The following is a 22,488-nucleotide window of genomic DNA, read 5'->3' on the forward strand; positions in this document are numbered from 1 at the left end:
CAGCGGCCCGTGGCTCAGCCCCGTTTGAGCAGGTGGCCGGCCGCGCGGCCGAACAGGTGGAGGGAGGCCGACCTCAGGGCGGGGTCGAAGGCGGAGGGCAGGAAGCGGACCCGCAGCTCCTCGCGCCAGACCACGCGGCTGCGGCCTCCGGAGCCCGGATGGACCTCGATCTCCGCCCAGCCGAGGATCACCCGGCCGCGTTTCTCCAGGCGGCACAGGCCGGCCTCGCCGCCGGCCGGCGGACGCCAGACGGTCACCTCCATGACGTCGTCCAGAGCGAGCGGCCCGAGCCCCGACCGGGCCACGAAGCGCGTGCCCTCGCGGGTCGGCCCGGGTGTGAGCACCCTGATCCGGGTCAGCGGTACCGCGCCGGCATGGCGGGGCCAGTCCGTGAGCCGGCGCCAGGCCTCCTCGGGCGGGAGGGGGGCCGTACGTTCGAAAGAGATGGTGGGCACGGCACGATCGTAGGCAATGCGCGCCGGTCACCTGCGTGTTCACCCGCCGCCCCGGGCCGCCCGCGTAGCAGGTGCCGGCGAGCAGACGTATCCTGGAACAGCCGGTGCGCGGCGCGGGCGACACGTCCTGCTCCCGGTCTTCCCGCCACCGACTTCCAGTCTTCCTGCCATCGGCCGGGCAACACGCCTGCCGCACGGGGGAGTTGATCGTCATGCCGCTGAAGAACTACGGCGTTCTGATCGCCCGCGCCGTCGACACGAGGCGCGAGGGCGCGAGCCACACACCGCACTACCAGATCCACCTCACGGACGACCAGGGCACGCACTACCGCGCGGCGGTGAACGTGCTCTCGCAGGAGTACCCCTCCGAGCTGCTCTACCTGGTCGCCGACGACTTCCGGCACCCGCTGACCGCCCGCCTGGAGGGCCTGCCCGGCGGCTGGAACACCCTGCCGTCCGGCCCCGGCGGCCAGAACCTCGACTTCGTGCGCGGCAACCTCTTCGACCCGGCCGGGATGCGCACCCTCCCGCCGGACGTCGCGGGCCCCGACAACGACCTGGCCGACCTGCTCGACCACTACGTGCAGCGTGCGGTGGCCGACCCGTCGGCGCGGCTGTACGTCTTCGGCTCCCGCTTCGGTCCCGAACCGGCCCGCAAGGACAAGGTGTTCGGGTTCCTGCCGGGCAACGGCGTGCACGACGTCCACATGAACCAGGGCAACAGCCAGCGGTTCCGTGGCGACGACGGCGTGTGGCAGGACGGCGGATTCCTGCTGCGCTTCCCCGGCCAGTCCCGCTGGGTCGGCATCTTCCTGGCCTTCCAGAGCCAGTCCTGGCACACCGACGACACCACCGGGCACACCCTGGAACACGTCGACGGCACCCGGCCCACGCCCGCCGTGCAGCCGGTGCGGATCGTCGCGGCGCTGGTGAACCCGGCCGGTCGCGCCCCCGGTGCGGAGACCGTGACCCTGCTCAACGCCTCGCCGGACGCCGTCGACCTGACCGGGTGGCGCGTCGTCGGCCGCCTCGGCCACGGGGCGCCGGTGCAGGCCGCGGGCCCGCTCGCGCCCGGCGCCTGCCTCACCGTGCCGCTCGGCGCCGAGGCCCGACACGGCGACCACGGCGGGGAGGTGTCCCTCCTGGACGCGGCCGGCCTGAAGGTCCACGGTGTCTCCTACACCGCCGAACAGGCCGCCCGCGCGGGCTGGACGGTGGTGTTCTGAACGGCCCTACGGGCGGTACACCTTGCCGGGTTCCGCCCTGCCGGGCGCCAGCAGCTGAGGAACCGTCACGAACACGTAGCCGCGCGCCTTCAGCGCGTCGATGATGCCGGGCACGGCCGGCACGGTCCCGGGGTAGATGTCGTGCAGCAGGATGATCCCGTCCCGGGACGACTGGTCGAGGACGCGCTTGGTGATGAGCGCCGAGTCGTCGGTCGTGTAGTCCTTGGCGGTCACGCTCCACAGCACCTCCGCGAGGCCGAGCTCCTTGGAGATCCGGTGCACATCGGCATCGGTACGGCCCTGCGGCGGGCGCATCAGCGTCGGCTTGCGCCCGGTGAGCCGTTCGATCGCGTCGTTCGGCCGCTTCAGCTCCTCGCGTATCTGCGCGTCGGATATCCGCGTGAGTATCCTGTGGTCCCAGGTGTGGCTCGCGACCTCGTGCCCCTCGGCCGCCATCCGCTTCACCAGCTCCGGGTACTTCTCGATGTGCCGCTTGCCGAGCAGGAAGAAGGTGGCCGGCACCTTCTTCTCCTTCAGGACGTCCAGCAGCCGCGCCGAGTTCTCGCTGGGTCCCGCGTCGAAGGTGAGCGCGATGCACCTGGCCTCGCGGCAGTCGACGGTCCCGAACTTCGCCGGAGCCCCGTGCGCCGGCTCGGCGCGGGCGGTGCTCGGTGCGGTCGTGTCGACCTGCGCGCAGCCGGTCAGGGCCAGCGTCAGGCAGGCCGCGGCGGACGCGAGCGCCCATCCGCGGAACCTCCGGCCCGTTCCGCGCATCTTCCTGGTCGCGTGCGCCGGCGTGGAGATCGTGTCGGTCGAAAGAGGCATGCCCGGACTATACACCGCGTGTATAGTGCACGCGTTCGAGTCCCTGGGGTGGTGAACCCGTCCGTCCGCAACGTCCCCGTGCACACCAGTGGTACCGGCCGGGCACGCGGAGTAACCTCAGGACCATGACGCGCACGGGGGAGCGAGTCGTCGCATCGCGCTTACGGACACCGCCCTGGATCGCCCGCATCGAGACACCGGACGGGCGCGTCCTCGGCGCGGGCGTCCTGCTCGCCCCTGAGCGGGTGCTCACCGCCGGCCATGTCGTCAGCCCCGGCCACCACTACACCGTCCGCCTGGTCGGCGTCCCCGGCCTGGACGCCGTGGCCGCCACCGTCCGGCCCGACGAACACGTGCCCCAGCGCGAGGACGCCTTCGGCGACCGCAGCGGCGACCTCGCCCTGCTGCGCCTGACCGCACCGCTGCCCGCCGAACACACCACCCGTCTTCACCGGCTGGCCGCCCCGCACGGACCCGTCAGCATGTACGGCTTCCCGGACGGCGACGACGGCGGACGCTGGCACGGCGCCACCCTGGTCGCCGCCCGCGGCCGGGACAGCCAGGTCCAGCTGCGCCCCCTGACCCCCGGCGAACTCGCCGCCCCCGGCTTCAGCGGCGGCGGTGTCGTCGACCACGCCACCGACCAGGTCATCGGCATCGTCCTGAGCGTGGACGAGGGACCGGGCTCCGCCTTCAGCTACATGAGCCCCACCGAGACCATCCTCAGTCACCTGCCGCAGGTCGCCGCCTGGACCGACGGAGCCGAGGCCGTCGACCCGCGGCTGCGCACCGGAACCGGCCCCGCCGCCGGCCGGCTCGACGTCCCCTTCGCCACCGAACTCGCCTCCTGGTTCCGCGGCGAGGGCTGGCCGGTGCTCGTCACCGTCGTCCCCGCCCGCGGCGACCGCGCCTGGACCCTGCAACGGGCCGTCACCCTCGCCGACCGCGAACTGCGCACCCATCGCAACACCAGCGCCGTCAGCCACGACCCGCCCGAGACCGTACCGCCCGCCGGCGCCCACGACCTCGCCCTGGACGTCGACGGACTGACGGCCGGCCAGGTCATGGACCGCATCGCCGAACGCCTCGGCATCCGCGACGACCCCCGGCCCGAACGGCTCGGCACCCTGCGCGTCCCGCTCGCCGCCGTACTCGTCGCGGTGGACCAGGCCGCCGACCCCGACGCCCTGCTCGTCCTGCTGGACCGGCTCGCCCGCGAGGGCGCCCGGCTGCTGCTGGCGTTCCGCGACCCCGGTGAGCCCGCCACCCGGGCCGCCGAGACCCTCGTTCACCGCCCGCTGCGCGACCGCTGGACCCGGTTGCACACCGAACTCGACCGGATCACCAGCGAGTTGGGCCCCGCGCTGGAGGACCGCCGGCACCGGGTGCTGCCCGCGCCCGGCAGTCGCCCGCTGCTCGACCGGGCCGAGGCCGGCGTACGCCGCAGCCGGATGCTGCGCGCCTGGGTCGCCCACATCCCCGACCAGGAACGCGAACCGGCCCGCGCCGGGCTGCTGTTCACCTTCGAGGAGGCCGTCGGCCGCCGCCGGCGCCGCCTGGAGAAGGTCATCGGCCTGCTCGACGCCCGGCTGCGCCGCCGCGAGGAACTCCTCGGCCGCGTCGGCGCCGAGTGGCCGCTGTGCCGGCAGCGGGCCGCCGCGCACGGCGACCGGGTCATGGCCGCGTACCGGCTCTACGAACACGCCGTGTCGCTGCTGCGGCAGACCCCCTGCGACATCGAACGGGCCGAGGCCGCCGTCGAACGGTTCGTCGGCTTCTGCTCCACCACCGCACCCGGAGAGGAGGGCGCCTCGTGACCTCGTGCCTGCGAGCCGGCTGCGCCGGGCACATCATGGGCACCGGCTACTGCGACACCTGCGGTCACCGGCACGCCGAGCCGCACACCGCGCCCCGGGCCCGGCCCGTGTCCCGCACCGACGAGGAGGCCCCCGGGCCGGCCGCCGTGCACGCCGTCGCGGGGATCGGCGAACTCGACCAGCACGGCCTGGTCGTCCTGCCCGAGGTCCCCGTTCCCGACGACGTGCTCGTCGAGGACCCCCGCCCGCCCACCGGCGGCCGCCGCTGCGGCGCCGACGGCTGCACCATGACCATCGGCATCGGCTACGGCGGCCAGCCCGCCCGCGCCACCGGCCGCTGCCCCCGCTGCGGCACCCCCTACTCCTTCCTGCCCCAGCTCGCCAAGGGCGACGTCGTCGCCGACCACTACAAGGTCCTCGGCTGCCTCGCCCACGGCGGCCTCGGCTGGGTCTACCTCGCCGAGGACACCCGCGCCGACGGCCACCGGGTCGTCCTCAAGGGCCAGATCAACGTGCACGACGCGCTCGCCCGCCGCGCCGCCGTGGAGGAACGCCGCTCCCTCACCGACCTGCACCACCCCGACATCGTCCGCATCATCACCTACGCCGAGGACCGGGCCGCCGGCCGCTCACCCACCGGCTACCTCGTCATGGACTACATCGGCGGCCGCTCCCTGCAGCAGCTCTTCGACGCCGACGACATCGAACGGATCTTCCACGGCCGCCCCCGCCTCGACCACGTCCTCACCTACGGCTGCAAGATCCTCGGCGCCCTGCAGTACATGCACGAACGCGGCCTGCTCTACTGCGACATGAAGCCCGCCAACGTCATCCACTTCGGCCGGGCCGTCAAGGTCATCGACCTCGGCGCCGTCCGCGCCATCGGCGACCGCACCTCCGCCTACGTCTACACGGCCGGCTTCGCCCCGCCCAAGCAGGAGATCGACCGGCGCGGCTGGCACGTCGACAGCGACCTGTACACCGTCGGCATGACCCTCCAGGCCCTGGCCCGCGGCACCGAACCCGCCCGCGGCCTCGCCCCCGACTCCTTCCGCCGCCTCATCGCCCGCGCCACCCACGCCGAACCCCGCGCCCGGTTCCGCTCGGCCGCCGAGATGTCCCGCCAACTGTGGGAAGTGCTCCGCGAGTTCCGCTCCCTGCAGTTCGGCGAGCAACTGCCCGAGAGCTCGACCCGGTTCCGCGCCTCCGGCGCCAGCCTCGACGCCGGACTCGGTGCCATCCCCGCCCTGGACCACTGGACCGCACGCCCCGACGGACAGCCCGCCGGCCTGGACGTCTCCCCGCCCGCCGCCGCCGAGGTGGCCGGCGCCCTGCCCGAGCCGGTCCCCGACCCCGACGACGGCGCCGCCCTGCTGCTGGACACCTTCCCGCCCGACGCCCCCGACCGGGTCGCCCGGCAGTGGCCCCGCGAGTCCCGCCTCGGCACCCCCGAGACCGCGCTGTGGCTGTGCCGCGCCTACCTCAGGAAGGGCGAGCAGCAGGCGGCGGAGAACTGGCTCGCCGAGGCCGAGACCCAGCTCGGCGAACGAGCCGCCCACGACTGGCGGATCGCCTGGCACCACGGCGTCCTGCACCTCAGCAAGGGCGAGGTGGAGCCGGCCGGCGCCCGCTTCGACGCCGTCTACCGCGCCCTGCCCGGCGAGTACGTGCCCAAGCTCGCCCTCGGCTACTGCGCCGAACACACCGGTCCCGCGGCCGCCGACGGCAGTCGCCCGGCCCGGGCCATGCGCTACTACGAGGCGGTCTGGAAACGGGACTCAGCGCACACCGCCGCCGCGTTCGGTCTGGCCCGCGGCCACCTGGCCGGCGGCGACCGGGACGCCGCCGTGCACGTCCTCGACGAGGTCCCCGCCACCTCCCGGCACTACGACGCCGCCCGCATCGCTGCCGTCCGCATCCGCGCCGGCATCCTGCACGGCCACCCGCCCACCCCCGCGGGCCTGCGGGACGCCGCCCGGCGGCTGCCCGAACTGCGCCTGGACGGCGGCGCCGCGAGCGGCGAGTCCCGGGCCCGGCTGGTCGCCGAGGTCCGCGAGAACGCCCTGCACGGCCGGCCCGCACAGGGCTGGGGGCCGGACTTCCCCGCCGGGGACCTCCTCGGACCCGGGGACGAGGACGGCCTGCGCACCCGGCTGGAGCACTCCTTCCGGCAGCTGGCCGCCCAGGCCCGCACCGCCGGGGAACACGGCCGGCTCCTCGACCTGGCCCACGCGGTCCGGCCCATGACCACGTTCTGACCCGCACGGCCCTCAGGGAGCGCAACACCCGGAGGGGACAACCTTTCTGGACCACTTGGGAAGAGGCAGCGATGACCGTGGCCGAGGAGACCGAGGTGACCCTCGCGGTCGGCCAGCAGAAGGAACTGCCCGTCGTGCCGGACCCGGCCGGGCGGCACGCCGACCGGGAGATGCACGCCATCCTGGAGATCGGGGTGAGGGGCGGCCAGGTCCGCCCGGGACGCACCGGCGCGCCCGCGCCCGGTACCGGGCCCGCCCTCGCCGAGGTGCTGATCGTCGACACCTCGCGCTCCATGCTCCACCCCGCCGCCAAACTGCACGCCGCCAAGGACGCCACCGTCGCGGCGGTCCGGATGCTGCCCGACGGCACCGCGTTCGCCGTGCTCTCCGGCCGGTTCGACGCCACCCTGGTCCACCCCGGATCCGGCAGCGCCGTACTCGCCGTCGCCGGGCCCGCCGAACGCGAGGCCGCCGAACGGGCCGTACGGATCCTGGACGCGGACGGCGGCACCGCCATCGGCACCTGGCTCGACCTCGCCCGCCGGCTGCTCAAGGACCAGCCCGCCCCCGTCAAGCACGTCCTGCTGCTCACCGACGGGCGCAACGAGCACGACGACCGGGCCGCCATGGCCCTGGACACCGCCCTCGACGCCTGCGAGGGCCGGTTCGTCTGCGACGCCTGGGGCATCGGCGACGACTGGGACGCCGAACTGCTGCTGCGCATCACCCGGCGGCTGCACGGCCGCGCCCGCGCCGTCCGCGCCGAGAACGAACTGACCTCCGCGTACGAGGAGCTGGTGGCCGGCCTGCTCGGCACGGCGGTACCGGAACTGCGCATCCGGCTCACCCCCACCCCCGGCACGGTGATCCGCCAGGTCAAACAGGTCGTGCCGAACGAGCAGGAACTGCCCTGTGTCCCGGCCGGTCCCGGCGGTCGCGGTGCCGAGTACGTCACCCGCGCCTGGGGCGAGGAGGTACGGCACTTCCAGGTCGTCCTCACCGCCGACCCGACCGGCCGTGAGACCGGCGAGGACCTCCAGCTGGCCGCCGTCGAGATCGTCGTACCCGACTTCGGCCGGCCCGTACGGCTGCCCGCACCGCAGCCCGTCCTGGTGCGCTGGACCGACAATCCGCTCGACGCCTCCCGGCAGCATCCCGGGGTCCGCCGGCACGAGCTGTACCAGCAGGCGAGCGCCGCCGTCGCCCACGCCTACCGGGCCTGGCTGCGCGGCGCGGACGGCCGCGACACCGCGGACCGCGAACTCGCCCGCGCCCTCGCCCTGGCCGGCGAACTGGGCGACGCCCAACTGCTCGGCGCGCTCCGGCTGATCGAGACCGCACCGGGCACCGGCCGCGTGCGCAGCGGCCTGAAGGACGTCGACTGGCAGCACCTCATCCTCTCCAGCGCCCTGACGACCCCACCGGAACCGCCGACGGCCGCCCCGCCGGCCCGGCCCCACCCTGGCGGGCCACGCACCGACGGCGGTGCGCCGCCCGGAAGCGCTCCGCCCGGGGGCGCCGCCTCGCCCGGGAGCGCTCAGCCCGCGGGTGCCGCCGCCCCGGCCGGTTCCGCCGAACCCGCCTTCCCCGTCCGCCCCGACGGGCTCGTCGAATGCCCGGACTGCCGATGGCTCGGCCCGGCCGACTCCGTCTACTGCGGGGGCGACTGCGGCAGGTTGCTGAGGAGGTCGCCCGCATGAGCACCGGCAGAGGTACGGCACCTGGCGCGGGCGCGGAAGGAGGCGCGGCCCCCGGCCCGGCCCCCGGCGGGGGAGGCGCGGTCCCCGGCCCGGCCCGCGGTGGGGGCGGCGGAGGAGGCGTGACCCCCTCATCGCCGTACCCGCGCACGCGCCCGACCGACCGAGGTGCCCCCGGCCCGGCGCCCCGCCTGCTCGCCCGCCTGTTCGCCTGGCTGCCCGGCGCCGGGCAGCGCCCGCGGGAGGGCGGGAGCACGACCGCCCACGACCTCGCCGTCCGCCACCGCCTGCTGCTGAACCTGTCGGCCCTGCTCACGCTGTCCCTCTTCGTGTCGTACCAGGGCGTGCACGGCGACGCGAACCCGCTGCGCACCTCCAGCGCCCCGTCCGTGCTGTCTCTCGACACGGCGCTGTACGCGCTCGGCCAGGCCCGGGAGGACGCCGGCGCGCCGGCGCCGACCAGCGACTTCCAGAAGCAGATCTCGGTCGCCGTGCAGAGCCTGTCGGCCGCCGCCGCCGACGACGACCTCGGCGGGCCGGCCGGTCGCCAGGCCCTGCAGACGATCGCCGGGCTGATCACCGTCTACGCCGTCAAGGTCCAGCAGTCCCAGCTCCAGCCGGACGGCAGCGTGCTGCGCGAGGCGTACCTCAGCTATGCCACCAGCATCCTGACGGAGAAGGGCTCCGGAATACAGGACCGCCTGAAGGCCCTGCAACGGCAGCAGCGGGCCGCGGTGCACCGGCAGACCTCGTTCGGCCCGCTGCTCTGGCTCGCCTGGAGCGTCACCCTGCTGCTGACCCTCGCCCTCGCGGCCGCGCTGCTGGAGACCCAGCGCTTCCTCCGGCACCGCTTCCGGCGCCGCTACAACCGCCAACTCCTCGCCGCGCTGGCCCTGCTGACCGCGGGCTTCGTGGTCGCCGTGCTGTTCACCGTGTGGACCCGGCAGGGCATGACGGACACCCGGCACCTGCTCGACCGCCCGCTGCCCGGGCGGCTCATCCCCGACGCGGGGCGGGACACCGCCTCGTACCTGGCGCACACCGGATTCCGCGCGGCGGCGGCGGTGTGGATCCTGATAGGAGGCGTCCTGCTCATGGCACTGGCCGAGACGGGCCTGCGGCGGCACATCGACGACTACCGGTTCAGGCCCCGGTGAGCGCGCCCCCCGGCGGCCCTGCGGCGGCCGCCCCGAGCCCCCGGCCGCGCCCCTCCCGCCGCCTGGTCCGCACGGTCACGGTGGTGGCGAGCTGCCTGGCCCTCCTGGCGGCGGCCGTCGTGGTGGGCGTACGCGCCCTCGGGGACGAGCCGACCGTCACGCTGCTGGCCAACTGGACCGGCGAGGACGAGAAGCACTTCCGTCAGGCGGTCGTCGAGCCCTTCGAGCGGAAGTACCACATCCACGTCGACTACCAGGGCAGCAACGCCGAGAGCCAGGTGCTCGGCGCCGACGTCGAGGCCGGGACGCCGCCGGACGTGGTGGTGCTCACCGGCCCCGGCGAACTCGCCGAGTACGCCCGGCAGAAGCACCTGGCCCCGCTCGAACAGCTGGTGGACCCCAAGGACTTCGGCCCGTCCTGGGCCATGCCGCTCGCCGACGGGCACGTGTACTGGTTCCCGCTCAAGGCCGACCTGAAGAGCATCGTCTGGTACCCGGCCGATACCGGCGAGCGGCAGCGCGGACGCGCGGCGCGCCGGCCGGCCGAGTGGTGCGTCGGCATGGGTTCCGGCGCCACCAGCGGCTGGCCCGGCACCGACTGGATCGAGGACATCCTGCTCCAGCGGTACGGCGCGGAGGTCTACGAGAAGTGGGCGCGCGGTGATCTGTCCTGGCGGTCCCCGCAGGTGAAGGCGGCGTGGACCGCCTGGGGCCGGCTGGTCGGGGCCGGCGACCAGGAACTGGTCCGGCGGGTCCTGAAGACGCCGTACGAGGAGGCGTCGGAGCCGGTGACCGCGCGTCCACGGGGATGCACACTCGAACACCAGGCCTCGTTCATCCGCGGCCGGCCCGCCTGGCAGCGGGCCGACGGCCGCTACGTCCCCTCCGCCCAGCTGATCCCCGGGGCCGCCGGCACCCACGCGTGGGAGGTCTCCGGCGACCTCGTCGCCCTGCTGCACGCCACCCCGGAGGCCAAGAAGCTGATCCGCCACCTGGCCTCAGCCGACGCCCAACGCGCCTGGAGCGACAAGGAGTCCGGCTTCTCCGTCCACACCGGGGTCCGGCCCGGACCCGGCGACACCGGCCCCGACTGGCGCCGCTCCCTGGCCCGCACCCTCCGCGACCGGGGCGAGGTGCGCTGCTTCGACGCCTCCGACGCGATGCCGCCCGCGGTACGCGACGCGTTCGCCGAGGCCACGATCGAATTCCTGGCCCACCCCGACCACTTGGACACCCTCCTCCGCTCCCTGGACACCCTCAGCGCCACCGGCGACCTGACCTGGCTGCCGTCGGTGTGCGACCGCGCACCGTGAGGGGTCCCGGCGGGCGCCACGCGCGCCGATCACCGGGGAGGAACCGGGACCCGGGGACCGGTGCGCCGGAAGCGGGCGTTCGCCGGCGAGCGAGCCGCCGCCGGAGGGACCGTACGCCGGCTGGCAGCGTCGGACCGCGCGCGGTGGCGGAGGCGTCACCGGGAGGTCGGCGTGTGCCCGGACGGTGCCGTGGGCCGGGGCGGAGGGTGGCGTCCGGCAGGTGCGCTCAGCCCCGGTCCCAGGGAAGGGTGAGCTGCCGGCCCTGGGCGCGGCCCGCCTCGGCGGCCGGGCGGCGGGTGGCCGGGTCGAGCGGGTTGTCGCCGATCGCCGCGGCCGACGCCTCGTCGGGTGCGACGACCACGACCTCGGCACCCCGGCCGCGCAGCTCCGCCACCGACTGCTGAAGCGGCTGCTCGCTGGGGAACGGCTCGGTGACACCCAGCGGCACCAGCACCAGCACCCGGTCCGCACCGGCGGCGAGGTCGACGTTGGCGACGGACCGCACCCCGCCGTCCACGTACCGGCGTGCGCCGATCGTCACCGGCGGCCACACTCCCGGCACGGCACAGCTCGCCGCGACGGCGTCCACCAGGGACACGCCCGAGTCCCGGTCGAAGACGCGCGGTTCACCGCTCTCCGCGTCCACCGCGACCACCTTCAGCGCCCGCTCCGGCCACCCGTGGGCCGGCAGCCGGGACTCGATCACCGCACGCCGCTCCGCCTCGGAAACCGTCCGCGCCGCCAGCGCCACCTGCCCGACCGCACGTCGCAACTCGGGTATCGACGCGGCCGATGCGGTGGCGGCACCGATCTCCGCGGCGAACTTCTCCAGATCCATCTCGGCCATGATCTCCGCGGCCTGCACCGCAGGGTCGACCTGCCGGGCGTACAACTCCTCCAGACCCAGCCCACTGCCCAGCTGAGCCGCCACGGTCGACCCGGCCGAGGTCCCCACCAGCAGCCCGGCCCCCGTCACGTCCCGCCCCGCATCGGCGAGCCCCGCCAGCACCCCCGTCATCCAGGCGATTCCCCCGACCCCACCGCCACCCAGCACCAACGCCTCGCGCACACCCGCTCCTTCCGCCAAGTCCTTGATCTCTTCGTACGACACCGGGCGGGCCGCGGGCATTCCCCCGGGCGTGCCTGCATCGCGGGCAGCGGTCAGGCGAGCTCTTCCGCGCGAGCCCGCGCCCGGGCCACTTCGGGGTGCGCGGCGACGCGTGCGCAGGCGTCGGCGGCTTCCAGCAGGGCGGCTCGGGCCTGGTCGCGCTGTCCCGAGTCGAGGTGGACGGCGGCCGGGATGCGAGGACCTGGCTCACGCCGTACCAGTCCTCGAACCAACGATGGCAGCCAGTCGGCGGCCGCTGAATCCGGACAATGCGCAAGGTGGTTGCCGGGTGACCGCTAGCGTGCCGTCATGACCGAAAGCGGTGGGAAGCGGGGCGGTGCGGCGGTGGGCGGGTCGGTTCTGGGGGTGCGGGCGTTGAACCGGGCCACGCTCGCCCGGCAGCTTCTGCTGCGCCGGTCCGGGCGGTCGGTCCGGGACGTGGTGGGCCATCTCGTCGGGCTCCAGGCGCAGAACACCAAGCCGCCGTACTACGCGCTCGCGGCCCGGCTGGAGGGTTTCGCGCCGGGGCGGCTGTCCGCGCTGATGGCCGGGCGGGAGGTGGCCCGGATGGTCACCCTGCGGTCCACGATCCACACCCACACCGCCGACGACTGCCTCACCCTGCGGCCCTTCGTCCAGCCCGCGCGGGACCGGGAGTTGGGGAACTTCCGTACGGGCCTCGCCGGTGTCGACCTCGACCGTCTCGCGGCCGTCGCCCGTGACCTGGTCGAGGCGGAGCCGCGGACCATGGCCGGGCTGCGGCAGGCGCTCGGTACCGAGTGGCCGGACGCCGACCCGCGGGCCCTCGCCGTCGCGGCCCGCTGCACACTGCCGCTCGTCCAGGTCACCCCGCGTGGGCTGTGGGAGGAGAGCGGGCAGGTCGCCCTGACCACCGTCGAGCACTGGCTGGGCCGCCCCGCCGAACCGGCGCCCGCACCGGACGCGGTGGTCCTGCGCTACCTGGCCGCCTTCGGTCCCGCGTCGGTGCGGGACATGCAGACCTGGGCCGGGCTCACCCGCCTCAAGGCCGCCTTCGAACGGCTGCGCCCCCGGCTGACGACCTTCCGCGACCCGAACGGCGTGGAACTGTTCGACCTGCCCGACGCGCCGCGCCCCCACCCGGACACCCCGGCGCCGCCCCGCTTCCTCCCCGAGTTCGACAACCTCCTGCTCGCCCACGCCGACCGCACCCGTGTCGTACCGCCCGCCCACCGCGGCCGCGGCTGGCAGGGCAACCAGGCCCACCGCACCCTGCTGGTCGACGGCTTCCTCGCCGGTCTGTGGAAGCTCGACGGCGGCACCCTCGTCATCGAGACCTTCGACGAGCCGACCAGGGCCCAGCGGGAGGAGGTGACCGCGGAAGGGGAGCGGATGCTGACCGTCATGCACCCGGGCACCGCGCACGACATCCGGTTCGGGGACGTCGTACGGCGATGAGGGCACCCGGTGGCGCCGGCCGCAGACGGACGGGAACGTTCCGGCGATGGACGGCGTTGCCCCTGGGTCCGCTCATGTCGCCACCCCTGGGAGCATCGTGCCCGACACCACGCCCGCACCCGCCACCGTTCTCCCCGCCGTCCCCGCACTCCCGGCCCTCCGCGCCCAGGCCGAACGCCTGATCGAGCTGGGGGTGCACGCGATCGCCGGGCTGCCCGCCGCCGGGGTGCGTGCCTTCGCCGCCCGCGCCGGGGCCGCCGAAGACGCCGACGGCGGTGTGCTGCTCGCCGTGCATCCCGACCGCGCCCCGGCCTCCGCCCTCGCGCCGCTGCTCCGTCGCGACGGCAAGCCCGGCTTCGTGGTCGGCGACATGTCCGACGTCGACCTCTTCACCCCGCTGGACACGCTCGCGCTGCCCCACGCCCCGCTCTACGTCCTGACCGGACTCGACCGCGGCGACCGGATGGCCAACTGGAGCCCGGACGAGGCGCTGCCCGCCGTCACCGCGGAGGGCCGTACCCCGCTGCTGCTGGCCGAGGGCATCCACTGGGTGCTGCAGCAGCCCGCCGTCCTGCAGCGGAACCACTGCTTCATGACCATCGGTTCCCGGCTGCGCAAGGCCGGCGGCGCCCTGGACGCCCGTACCCCGGCGCTCTGGATCAGCAACGGCACCGGTCGGGACGGCCGCGAGCGCCGCAACGCCCCCAAGGTGGGCTGGTGCTGGGCCGGCAACCGGCACACCTGGCTGGGCTTCGGCTCCGCCACCGACCGCCGCACGGCGTGAGCCGGGTCATTGGATAGGGGGCGTTGCGGGCCGCTCGTGGTGGCCCGCAACGCCCCCTGGCAGTTACCCGAGGGGTGCTCGGGAAGTCTTCCGGGTCACGAGTTGACCTGCGCGGTCACCAGGTCCGAGAAGGTGGTCAGCCGGGTGTAGACACCCGGGTAACCGGCCTCCGCGCACCCCTCGCCCCAGGAAGTGATCCCTGCCAGGGCGCCCCCGATGAGCAGGGGACCGCCGCTGTCGCCCTGGCAGGTGTCGACGCCACCGGATGTGTATCCGGCGCAGACCATGTCGGACTGGACGAAGTCCGAACCGTAGGAGGTACGGCAGCTGGAGTCGGACACGATCGGGACTGTCGCGGTCCGCAGCTGGTTGGAGGAGCTGCCGTTCTCCGAGGTGGTGCCCCAGCCGAGGATGCGGGCCGTGGTGCCGGCCGCGTACACGCCCGTCTGGGAGGAGGAGACGTACGACGCCGGGGTGTACGGCATCGACGTCGACAGGGTCAGCACGGCCACGTCGTCGCCGTTGGTGGCGTCCGTGTAGTCCGGGTTGATCCAGATCCTGCTCACCCGGCTCACCGTGCCGTTGGTGCCGTTCAGGTACGTCCGGCCGCCGACCACGCGGATGCTGCTCGTGGTCTCCCCGACCATGCAGTGCGCGGCCGTCACCACCTTCTTGGGCGCCACCAGGGTGCCGCCGCAGAACTGGTTCTGGGACGCGTCCGTGATCTGCATCATGAACGGGTACGCGGTCGTCGTGGTGGTCGTACCGCCGACGATGGGCTGGGGTGCGGCACTCGCCGTGGGGGAGGCGAGCAGCGCGGTCGCCGCTGCGGCGGCGGTGGCCACCAGGGTCGCGGCGGTCTGTCTGACACGTGTGAGCCCGAACATGAGTCTCCTCAGTGGGTTGCACCGGTGGGGGGTCGCGCGGGTGGGGTTGCACGGGGGTCGCGGGACCGACCCCCGTATGCCCGGGCGAGCGGCACGCCCTTTACGCTAGGACCCGGAACCCTCGGCTCCCAATGAGGGAACCCCCTAGGGGGTTGGGTGAGGGAAAACCCTCGGTCCGGTTCAGTTAACAAGAGCGCCGCTCAGGGCGCGCGGCGACCTGCCGCCAATCGGACGATGTCGACACGCGATCGGATCCCGAGCTTGCGGTAGACCCGGGTGAGGGTCGCCTCCACCGTCTTCACGCTGATGAACAGCCGGGCCGCGATCTCCCGGTTGGTGGCGCCCTCCATGACGAGCGCGGCGACCTGACGCTCCATCGCGGCCAGCACGCCCAGGGCGGCGGGCGCGTCCGGCGCGGCCGGCACCGGGTCCGGCTCCGGGGCGGTGCGCGATTCGTCCACTTGGCGCAGCCAGGGCAGCGCCCGGCAGCGCCGGAACATCCGGGCCGCCTCGTCGAGGGCCGCCGCTGCCGCGCGGGCCCCCTCCGGCGTGCGCCTGCCGTGCAGCCGGGCCAGCGCGAACGCGGCCCGCGCCTCCTCCAGGCCGTAGCCGAGCTTGCCGAGCCGGTCCTGAGCGGACGTCAGCTGGGCGAGCGCGGCCTCCAGGTCGCCCCGGGCGGCCCGCACCAGGGCCTCGGACCGGTCCAGCACGGCGAGGACGCTCTCCCGGCCGAGCCGCAGCGCGTGTTCCCGGCCCGCGTCGATGACGGCCTGCGCCTCGGCGGGTTCACCGATCCGGACGAGCGCCTCGGCGAGGTCGCCCTGCCAGCGGCCGCGGGCCGGGTCGGTGATGCCGAGCCCCAGCTCCAGGCTGCGCACCCGGCGCAGCGAGCGCACGGTGCCCGCCGGGTCCCCGGCCACCAGCTGGGCGTACCCGAGTGCGCCCAGCGCCCGGGATAGGTACATCTGGTCGCCGTCCTCCTCGGCGTGGTCCACCGCCTCCCGGGCGAGCGCCAGCGCGCGGTCGACGTCGCCGCCGGAGGCCTCCGCGAGCGAGGTGAGCATCGCCGAGGCGGTCTCGCCGATGCCCGAGTCGCGGGCCAGCCGCAGGCTGTCGCGGGCCAGTTCGAGGGCGCGCCCGCAGTGCCCGGCGCGCAGTTCCGTCTCGGCGAGGCCGCGCAGGAAGTGCACCTCGCTCTCCACCGAGCCGCGCCGGCGGACCTCGCGCAGCAGCGCGGTGACGGTGGCCCGGGCCTCGGCCAGCTGGTCGCCCATGACCAGCCAGCGGAACCGGGCGCTGCCCGCGCCGTTGTGGTGCCAGGCCACCCGCGGGTCCTGCGGCTCCTTCAGGGCGCGTTTGATGGTGCGGGGCGCCTCCGGATGGCCCATCAGGGTCTCGGTCTGCGCCTGGAAGGCGAGGGCGAGCAGCTCGGTGCGCCGGTCGTGGCCGCGCGCGGCGAGTTCGGCGGCGTGCGCGGCGGCCTCCCGGGCCTCGGTGAAGTCGCCCTCCACGATCAGCGCCCGCCAGGCCAACTGGTAGTGGACGAGGGCCAGCAGCCGGGGGTCGTCGCCGGCGTCGGCGAGGGCCTGCGGGAAGACGGCGTCGACCTCGGCCATGGTGTGGCCGGCGGTGTCGATCACGATGATCCAGGCCCGCACCCGGTCGGCGGGCACGCTCGCCCGGGCCAGCACCTCCCGGGCGATGTCCCGGGCCAGGTCGACCTCGCCGGCGGTGATCGCGTCCTCGGCGGCGGCGAGCCGGCGCTCCTCCTGGCTCGGGGTGCCGTCGGCGGGGGTGTGCCGGGCGGCGAGCAGTCCCAGCTGGGCGGCGACCGAGGGGGCCCCGCGGTCCCGGGCGAGCGCGGCGGCCTCGGCGAGCCGGGCGGCCACCTCCGGATCGGTGCCGGTGGTGGCGAGGGCCAGGTGCCGGGCCCGTTCGATCGGGTCGGAGGCGGCGGTGGACAGCGCCGCGTGCGCGGCCCGCCGTTCGTGCGCGGGGGCCTCCGCGTACAGCGCGGCGGAGATCAGCGGGTGCGCGAACCGTACGGCGGGTGCGTCGGGCTCGGTGGCCAGCAGCCCGAGTTCGGCGGCCTGGGCGCACTCGGCCTCGGCGTTCTCCCGGCCGGCCGCGTGCAGCAGCGCCGGGGTGGGGCGGGCGCCGGCACTGGCCACCAGCAGGGTGCGGCGGGCCTCCACGGAGAGCATGTCGAGGCGGCTGAGGACGAGGGCGCGCAGCGACGTCGGCACGGGCAGCGGCTCGCCGGGCCGGGGCGGGGTGGGGCTGTCGGCGAGGGCGCGGCCCAGCTCCAGGGCGAACAGCGGGTTGCCACCGCTGGTGCGGTGGATCTCGCGGACGGTGGAGCGGGGCAGTCCGCCGTGGCCGCGGTGGTCGAGCAGCTGGGCGACCTGGGCGCGGGACAGCGGGCCGAGCCGGACCGCGCGGGTGCCCGGCGGGCAGGCGCGCAGGTGACGGTCGTACTCCTGGCTCTCCTGCCCCTCCGTGCGGACCGCGCACAGCAGTTGCACCGGGGTGCCCTCCAGGCGCCGGGCGGCGAAGCCGAGGAGTTCGGAGCTGGCCGGGTCCAGCCACTGCAGGTCGTCGGCGACGACGAGGACCGGGCCGTGGGCGGCGAGGGCGCGCAGCGCGGAGAGCACGGCCAGGCGCAGGGCCAGGCCGTCGCGCTGGAGGCTGGACTCGCCGCGGCCGGTGAGCGCCGACTCCAGGGCGGTGCGCTGGGCGGCGGGCAGCCGGGCGGAGACCTCGTCGAGGACCAGACCGAGGAGGTCGGCGAGGGCCAGGAAGGGGAGGTGGGATTCGGACTCGGTCGCCGAGCAGCGCAAGACCGTGCGCGTGGTGGCGCCGTATTCCTCGGCCAATGCCCGCAGGACGGTGGATTTCCCTATTCCGGCGGGGCCGTGGAGCAGCACACTGCCCCCCGAGGCGAGTTGCCCACGGGCGCCGGCGAACAGCTCCTCGCGGCCGATGACCAGGTCGGGGCGGCACCTGGCAGGCTCCTGGAAGTCCCGTCGCACGGTCACCGCTCCCCTCGTGTGTCGTGTCCGGGCCAAATTCTAGGCAACGATCCTTGAAATTCGGACGGAAGCCGTGGTGAGGGAAATAACAAACGGTCAAGCAGAGGGAAATTCAAAGCGACACCGGATGAATGGGCAGGTTTCCTTACCGCCTTCCCTACGGCAGCAGTCCCGCCCTCCGGGCCGCGGTCACCGCCTCCCCTCGTGTGTGTGCGCCCAGCTTCCGCATCGCCGACCGCAGATACCCCTTGACCGTCTCCGGGCGCAGGCCCAGCCGCTCGGCCACCGCCACGTTGGTGGCCCCCGCCGCCACCCAGGACAGCACGTCCAGCTCCCGTGGCGCCAGGGTCACGCCCCCGGCACCTGGCGGAGCGGTCAGCAGCCCGCAGGCGGCCAGCAGTTCGGCCCGCAGCCCCGGATCGGCGATCCGGGGAGCCAGCGCCCGCAGCGCCGCGTGCGCCTCCCGCACCTGTTCCCATCCGGCACCCTGCTCGGCGCCGGTCCGCTCGGGCCGGGCCGCCGCCAGCAGCCCCCGGGCCTCGTCCCGCACCACCAGCGCCTGCTCCACGTCCCGCGCCGCCGCCACCGCCGCGCCCAGCGTGCGGTCGCCGAGCGGCCGGGCCGAGCGCAGCGCGCCGTAGAGCACCCCGCGCACCCGGCGCCGGACCACCACCGGCACCGCGAGCACCGCGCGGATGCCCTCGGCGGCCACCGGCACGTCGTACTCGTGGCTGATCTGCCGGGAGCTGGAGTAGTCGGTCACCGCGCACGGCCGGGCCAGGGCCACCGCCTTGCCGCCGAGTCCGCTGCCGGAGGTCACCGCCAGTGAGCGCAGCGCGGCCGTGGTCGTACCGCTCAGCTCGCTGATGCGGATCTGCGGCCGGCCGGACTCCACCAGCCCGCCGAAGGCGACGGGAAGTCCCGTCGTACGCCGCAGCCGGGCCAGCGCGCCACCGATCTCCACCGCCTCCACCGCGTCTGCCGTCACCTCTCCGCCCTTCCGGCCCCCACCCCCCCCGTTCGGGGGTGGTGAGACCTGCATCACGGATTAGACGATGCCAGAGAGCCGCCCGGCAATGGCCGGGCATCACGGGAGTGAGCCGGAGGCCGCGCCGGCGAACGACCACACAGGCAAGGAGGACGGATGACGACGGCGACCGAGGTCTTCAGGAACGCACGGGACTTCCTGCTGGAGCACCGAGAGGACTACGCCACCGCCTACGAGGGCTTCCGCTGGCCCCGGCCCGAGCAGTTCAACTGGGCACTGGACTGGTTCGACGTGATCGCCGCCGGCAACGACCGCACCGCCCTGCACATCGTCGAGGAGGACGGCACCGAGACCCGGCTGACCTTCGCCGAGCTGTCCGAGCGGTCGAACCGGGTCGCCCGGTGGCTGCGCGAGCGCGGGGTCGCCGCGGAGGACCGCGTCCTCGTCATGCTCGGCAACCAGGCCGAGCTGTGGGAGACCGCACTGGCCGCCATGAAGCTGCGTGCGGTGGTCATCCCGGCCACCCCGCTGCTCGGCCCGGGCGACCTGCGCGACCGGGTCGAGCGGGGCCGGGTGAGGCACGTGATCGCGCGCGCCGAGGACACGGCGAAGTTCGCCGACGTGCCCGGCGCCTACACCCGGATCTCGGTCGGCGGCCTGCCGGAGGAGGGCTGGGAGCCCTACGAGGACGCGTACGCGGAGACCGCCGAGTTCCTCCCCGACGGTCCGACGCTGGCCGACGACCCGCTGATGCTGTACTTCACCTCGGGTACGACCGCCCGCCCCAAGCTGGTCGAGCACACCCACACCTCGTACCCGGTCGGGCACCTGGCCACCATGTACTGGATCGGTCTCCGGCCGGGCGACGTGCACCTGAACATCTCCTCGCCCGGCTGGGCCAAGCACGCCTGGTCCAACCTCTTCGCGCCGTGGAACGCGGAGGCGACCGTCTTCATCTTCAACTACACCCGCTTCGACGCGGCCAGGCTGATGGCCGAGATGGACCGGGCCGGCGTGACCACGTTCTGCGCGCCGCCGACCGTGTGGCGCATGCTCATCCAGGCCGACCTCGGCCGGCTGGCCGCCCCGCCCCGCGAGGCCGTGGCAGCCGGCGAGCCGCTCAACCCCGAGGTCGTCGAGCAGGTCCGGCGGGCCTGGGGGGTGACGGTCCGGGACGGCTTCGGGCAGACCGAGACCGCCGTGCAGGTCTCCAACAGCCCCGGCCAGCCGCTGAAGACCGGCTCGATGGGCCGGCCCAGCCCCGGCTTCCGGGTGGAACTGCTCGACCCGGTCTCCGGCGCGCCCGGCGCCACCGAGGGCGAGATCGCGATCGACCTCGCCGAGCGCCCGGTCGGCGTGATGACCGGCTATCACGGCGACCCCGACCGCACGGCCGAGGCCATGGCGGGCGGCTACTACCGCACCGGGGACATTGCCTCACGGGACGAAGAGGGGTATCTCACCTATATCGGACGCAGTGACGATGTCTTCAAGGCGTCGGACTACAAGGTGAGTCCGTTCGAGCTGGAGAGCGCGCTGCTGGAGCACGAGGCGGTGGCCGAGGCGGCCGTCGTGCCCGCCCCGGACGAGCTGCGGCTCGCCGTGCCCAAGGCGTACGTCGTCCTCGCCGAGGGCTGGCAGCCCGGCCCCGGCACCGCGAAGGTCCTCTTCGAGCACTCCCGGAAGGTGCTCGCCCCCTACAAGCGCATCCGCCGGCTGGAGTTCGGCGCGCTGCCCAAGACGGTGTCCGGCAAGATCCGCCGGATCGAGCTGCGCGAGGCCACGGCGGCCGGCTCGCAGAACGAGTACCGCGAGGAGGACTTCCGGTGACCGCTCAGCTGTCGTACACGCACGGGACGAGCCCGACCGTCCTGCTCGGTGACACCATCGGCGCCAACCTGGACCGGGCGGTGGCGGCCTGGCCGGACCGCGAGGCGCTGGTCGACGTGCCGTCCGGGCGGCGCTGGACCTACGCCGAATTCGGCGCCACCGTCGAGGAACTGGCGCAGGCGCTGGCCGCGAGCGGGGTCACCAAGGGCGACCGGGTGGGCATCTGGGCGGTCAACTGCCCGGAGTGGGTCCTGGTCCAGTACGCCACCGCCCGCATCGGCGCGATCATGGTCAACATCAACCCGGCGTACCGCACCCACGAGGTCGAGTACGTCCTCCAGCAGTCCGGTGTCTCCCTGCTGTTCGCCTCGCTGGCCCACAAGACCAGCGACTACCGGGCGATGGCCGAGGAGGTGCGGCACCGCTGCCCCACGCTGCGCGAGGTCGTGTACTTCGGCGACCCGAGCTGGGAGGCGCTGCTCGGGCGGGCGGTCCCGGACACCCGGTACGCGGAACTGTCCTGCGACGACCCCATCAACATCCAGTACACCTCGGGCACCACCGGCTTCCCGAAGGGCGCCACCCTCTCCCACCACAACATCCTCAACAACGGCTACTTCGTGGGCGAGTTGATCGCGTACAGCGAGCAGGACCGGATCTGCATCCCGGTGCCGTTCTACCACTGCTTCGGCATGGTCATGGGCAACCTCGCGGCCACCTCGCACGGCGCCTGCATGGTCATCCCGGCACCCTCCTTCGATCCGGCGGCCACCCTGGATGCAGTGCAGCGGGAGCGGTGCACCTCCCTGTACGGCGTGCCGACCATGTTCATCGCCGAGCTGAACCTCCCGGACTTCGCCTCCTACGACCTGTCCACCCTCCGTACCGGCATCATGGCGGGCTCCCCGTGCCCGGTGGAGGTGATGAAACGGGTGGTGGCCGAGATGCACATGGAGCAGGTGTCCATCTGCTACGGCATGACGGAGACGTCGCCGGTGTCCCTGCAGACGCGGATCGAGGACGACCTGGAGCACCGCACCGCCACCGTCGGAAGGGTCCTGCCCCACCTGGAGGTCAAGGTCGTCGACCCGGCCACCGGGGTCACCCGGCCGCGGGGCACGGCGGGCGAGTTGTGCACCCGCGGTTACAGCGTGATGCTCGGGTACTGGAACGAGCCCGGGAAGACCGCCGAGGCGATCGACGCGGGGCGCTGGATGCACACCGGGGACCTCGCGGTGATGCGCGAGGACGGCTACGTCGAGATCGTCGGCCGGATCAAGGACATGATCATCCGGGGCGGCGAGAACGTCTACCCGCGCGAGATCGAGGAGTTCCTCCACGCCCATCCGAAGATCCGGGACGTCCAGGTGGTGGGCGTGCCGCACGAGCGGTACGGCGAGGAGGTGCTCGCCTGCGTGATCCCGCGTGATCCGGCCGACCCGCTGACGCTGGAGGAGCTCCGGGCGTACTGCGAGGGGCGGTTGGCGCACTACAAGATCCCGAGCCGGCTGCAGATCCTCGACGCCTTCCCCATGACGGTGTCCGGGAAGGTGCGGAAGGTGGAGCTGCGGGAGCAGTACGCGGCCGACTGAGCTTCGGCAGGCATGTTCGTCCCCGGCGGGCCCGGCCGGCAGCACCCGGCCGGTCCCCGCGGTTCCCGGACCGGCGCGCTGT

At 74.3% G+C, this 22,488-nt stretch carries 16 protein-coding genes; 10 read left to right on the top strand and 6 right to left on the bottom strand.

Annotated features, from left to right (window positions below; translation table 11 throughout):
* Positions 1 to 14 precede the first annotated feature (14 nt).
* The gene (locus S1361_RS30895; protein WP_208035177.1) at positions 15 to 455 is read right to left on the bottom strand and encodes an SRPBCC family protein; all 441 of its coding nucleotides are present in this window, start codon (positions 453 to 455) and stop codon (positions 15 to 17) included.
* A 212-nt stretch (positions 456 to 667) separates the two neighbouring features.
* Between S1361_RS30895 and S1361_RS30900 the strand changes: the two genes are divergently transcribed.
* Positions 668 to 1,681 (top strand): DUF2278 family protein, encoded by a 1,014-nt coding sequence (locus tag S1361_RS30900; protein ID WP_208035178.1) that lies wholly within the window; start codon positions 668 to 670, stop codon positions 1,679 to 1,681.
* A 6-nt stretch (positions 1,682 to 1,687) separates the two neighbouring features.
* Here the strand turns inward: S1361_RS30900 and S1361_RS30905 are convergent, their stop codons facing one another.
* Positions 1,688 to 2,455, bottom strand: coding sequence for a polysaccharide deacetylase family protein (locus tag S1361_RS30905; RefSeq protein ID WP_208036842.1), 768 nt, complete (start codon positions 2,453 to 2,455; stop codon positions 1,688 to 1,690).
* Between the two features lie 176 nt (positions 2,456 to 2,631).
* Between S1361_RS30905 and S1361_RS30910 the strand changes: the two genes are divergently transcribed.
* From S1361_RS30910 to S1361_RS30930, 5 genes are all read left to right on the top strand, one after another.
* Positions 2,632 to 4,323, top strand: a complete 1,692-nt coding sequence (locus S1361_RS30910; protein ID WP_208035179.1) for a S1 family peptidase — start codon at positions 2,632 to 2,634, stop codon at positions 4,321 to 4,323.
* Positions 4,320 to 6,581, top strand: coding sequence for a serine/threonine-protein kinase (locus S1361_RS30915; RefSeq protein ID WP_208035180.1), 2,262 nt, complete (start codon positions 4,320 to 4,322; stop codon positions 6,579 to 6,581). Before S1361_RS30910 ends, S1361_RS30915 begins: the two co-directional genes overlap by 4 nt.
* A 71-nt stretch (positions 6,582 to 6,652) precedes the next feature.
* On the top strand, positions 6,653 to 8,281 hold the full coding sequence (locus S1361_RS30920; protein WP_208035181.1) for a VWA domain-containing protein: 1,629 nt from the start codon (positions 6,653 to 6,655) through the stop codon (positions 8,279 to 8,281).
* Positions 8,282 to 8,400: 119 nt separating this feature from the next.
* Positions 8,401 to 9,435: a hypothetical protein gene (locus S1361_RS30925; RefSeq protein ID WP_243769359.1), complete on the top strand. Its 1,035-nt coding sequence runs from the start codon at positions 8,401 to 8,403 to the stop codon at positions 9,433 to 9,435.
* Positions 9,432 to 10,748, top strand: coding sequence for an ABC transporter substrate-binding protein (locus S1361_RS30930; protein ID WP_208035183.1), 1,317 nt, complete (start codon positions 9,432 to 9,434; stop codon positions 10,746 to 10,748). Before S1361_RS30925 ends, S1361_RS30930 begins: the two co-directional genes overlap by 4 nt.
* A 226-nt stretch (positions 10,749 to 10,974) precedes the next feature.
* Here the strand turns inward: S1361_RS30930 and S1361_RS30935 are convergent, their stop codons facing one another.
* Complete coding sequence (locus S1361_RS30935; protein WP_208035184.1) at positions 10,975 to 11,877, bottom strand: patatin-like phospholipase family protein; 903 nt, start codon at positions 11,875 to 11,877, stop codon at positions 10,975 to 10,977.
* 288 nt (positions 11,878 to 12,165) lie between these two features.
* Here S1361_RS30935 and S1361_RS30940 point away from each other — a divergent pair, with 288 nt between their 5' ends.
* Together S1361_RS30940 and S1361_RS30945 are read left to right on the top strand one after the other, a co-directional pair.
* Complete coding sequence (locus S1361_RS30940) at positions 12,166 to 13,293, top strand: winged helix DNA-binding domain-containing protein (RefSeq protein ID WP_208035185.1); 1,128 nt, start codon at positions 12,166 to 12,168, stop codon at positions 13,291 to 13,293.
* 97 nt (positions 13,294 to 13,390) lie between these two features.
* Positions 13,391 to 14,077, top strand: coding sequence for a DUF5701 family protein (locus tag S1361_RS30945; protein ID WP_208035186.1), 687 nt, complete (start codon positions 13,391 to 13,393; stop codon positions 14,075 to 14,077).
* Between the two features lie 95 nt (positions 14,078 to 14,172).
* Here the strand turns inward: S1361_RS30945 and S1361_RS30950 are convergent, their stop codons facing one another.
* The 3 genes from S1361_RS30950 to S1361_RS30960 form a co-directional block, all read right to left on the bottom strand.
* The gene (locus S1361_RS30950) at positions 14,173 to 14,964 is read right to left on the bottom strand and encodes a S1 family peptidase (RefSeq protein ID WP_208035187.1); all 792 of its coding nucleotides are present in this window, start codon (positions 14,962 to 14,964) and stop codon (positions 14,173 to 14,175) included.
* Positions 14,965 to 15,164: 200 nt separating this feature from the next.
* Positions 15,165 to 18,002 carry an ATP-binding protein gene (locus tag S1361_RS30955; RefSeq protein WP_208035188.1) on the bottom strand — a complete coding sequence of 946 codons (2,838 nt, stop codon included), beginning with the start codon at positions 18,000 to 18,002 and terminating at the stop codon, positions 15,165 to 15,167.
* A gap of 151 nt (positions 18,003 to 18,153) precedes the next feature.
* The gene (locus S1361_RS30960; protein WP_208035189.1) at positions 18,154 to 18,984 is read right to left on the bottom strand and encodes a helix-turn-helix transcriptional regulator; all 831 of its coding nucleotides are present in this window, start codon (positions 18,982 to 18,984) and stop codon (positions 18,154 to 18,156) included.
* A 156-nt stretch (positions 18,985 to 19,140) separates the two neighbouring features.
* Between S1361_RS30960 and S1361_RS30965 the strand changes: the two genes are divergently transcribed.
* Both S1361_RS30965 and S1361_RS30970 read left to right on the top strand, forming a co-directional pair.
* Entirely contained in the window at positions 19,141 to 20,814 is a 1,674-nt protein-coding gene (locus tag S1361_RS30965; protein WP_208035190.1) for an AMP-binding protein, read from the top strand.
* Positions 20,811 to 22,406, top strand: coding sequence for an AMP-binding protein (locus S1361_RS30970; RefSeq protein ID WP_208035191.1), 1,596 nt, complete (start codon positions 20,811 to 20,813; stop codon positions 22,404 to 22,406). The genes S1361_RS30965 and S1361_RS30970 overlap by 4 nt, the downstream gene beginning before the upstream one ends.
* Positions 22,407 to 22,488: the final 82 nt, after the last annotated feature.

It is taken from the genome of Streptomyces cyanogenus (genome assembly GCF_017526105.1).
Classification (GTDB): domain Bacteria; phylum Actinomycetota; class Actinomycetes; order Streptomycetales; family Streptomycetaceae; genus Streptomyces; species Streptomyces cyanogenus.

What these genes read in the sequence shown, in the direction of transcription:
- S1361_RS30900 (WP_208035178.1), top strand. Translation starts at nt 668, where the DNA reads ATGCCGCTGAAGAACTACGGCGTTCTGATCGCCCGCGCCGTCGACACG.
- S1361_RS30950 (WP_208035187.1), bottom strand. Translation starts at nt 14,964, where the DNA reads ATGTTCGGGCTCACACGTGTCAGACAGACCGCCGCGACCCTGGTGGCC.
- S1361_RS30910 (WP_208035179.1), top strand. Translation starts at nt 2,632, where the DNA reads ATGACGCGCACGGGGGAGCGAGTCGTCGCATCGCGCTTACGGACACCG.
- S1361_RS30905 (WP_208036842.1), bottom strand. Translation starts at nt 2,455, where the DNA reads ATGCGCGGAACGGGCCGGAGGTTCCGCGGATGGGCGCTCGCGTCCGCC.
- S1361_RS30965 (WP_208035190.1), top strand. Translation starts at nt 19,141, where the DNA reads ATGACGACGGCGACCGAGGTCTTCAGGAACGCACGGGACTTCCTGCTG.
- S1361_RS30940 (WP_208035185.1), top strand. Translation starts at nt 12,166, where the DNA reads ATGACCGAAAGCGGTGGGAAGCGGGGCGGTGCGGCGGTGGGCGGGTCG.
- S1361_RS30935 (WP_208035184.1), bottom strand. Translation starts at nt 11,877, where the DNA reads ATGCCCGCGGCCCGCCCGGTGTCGTACGAAGAGATCAAGGACTTGGCG.
- S1361_RS30920 (WP_208035181.1), top strand. Translation starts at nt 6,653, where the DNA reads ATGACCGTGGCCGAGGAGACCGAGGTGACCCTCGCGGTCGGCCAGCAG.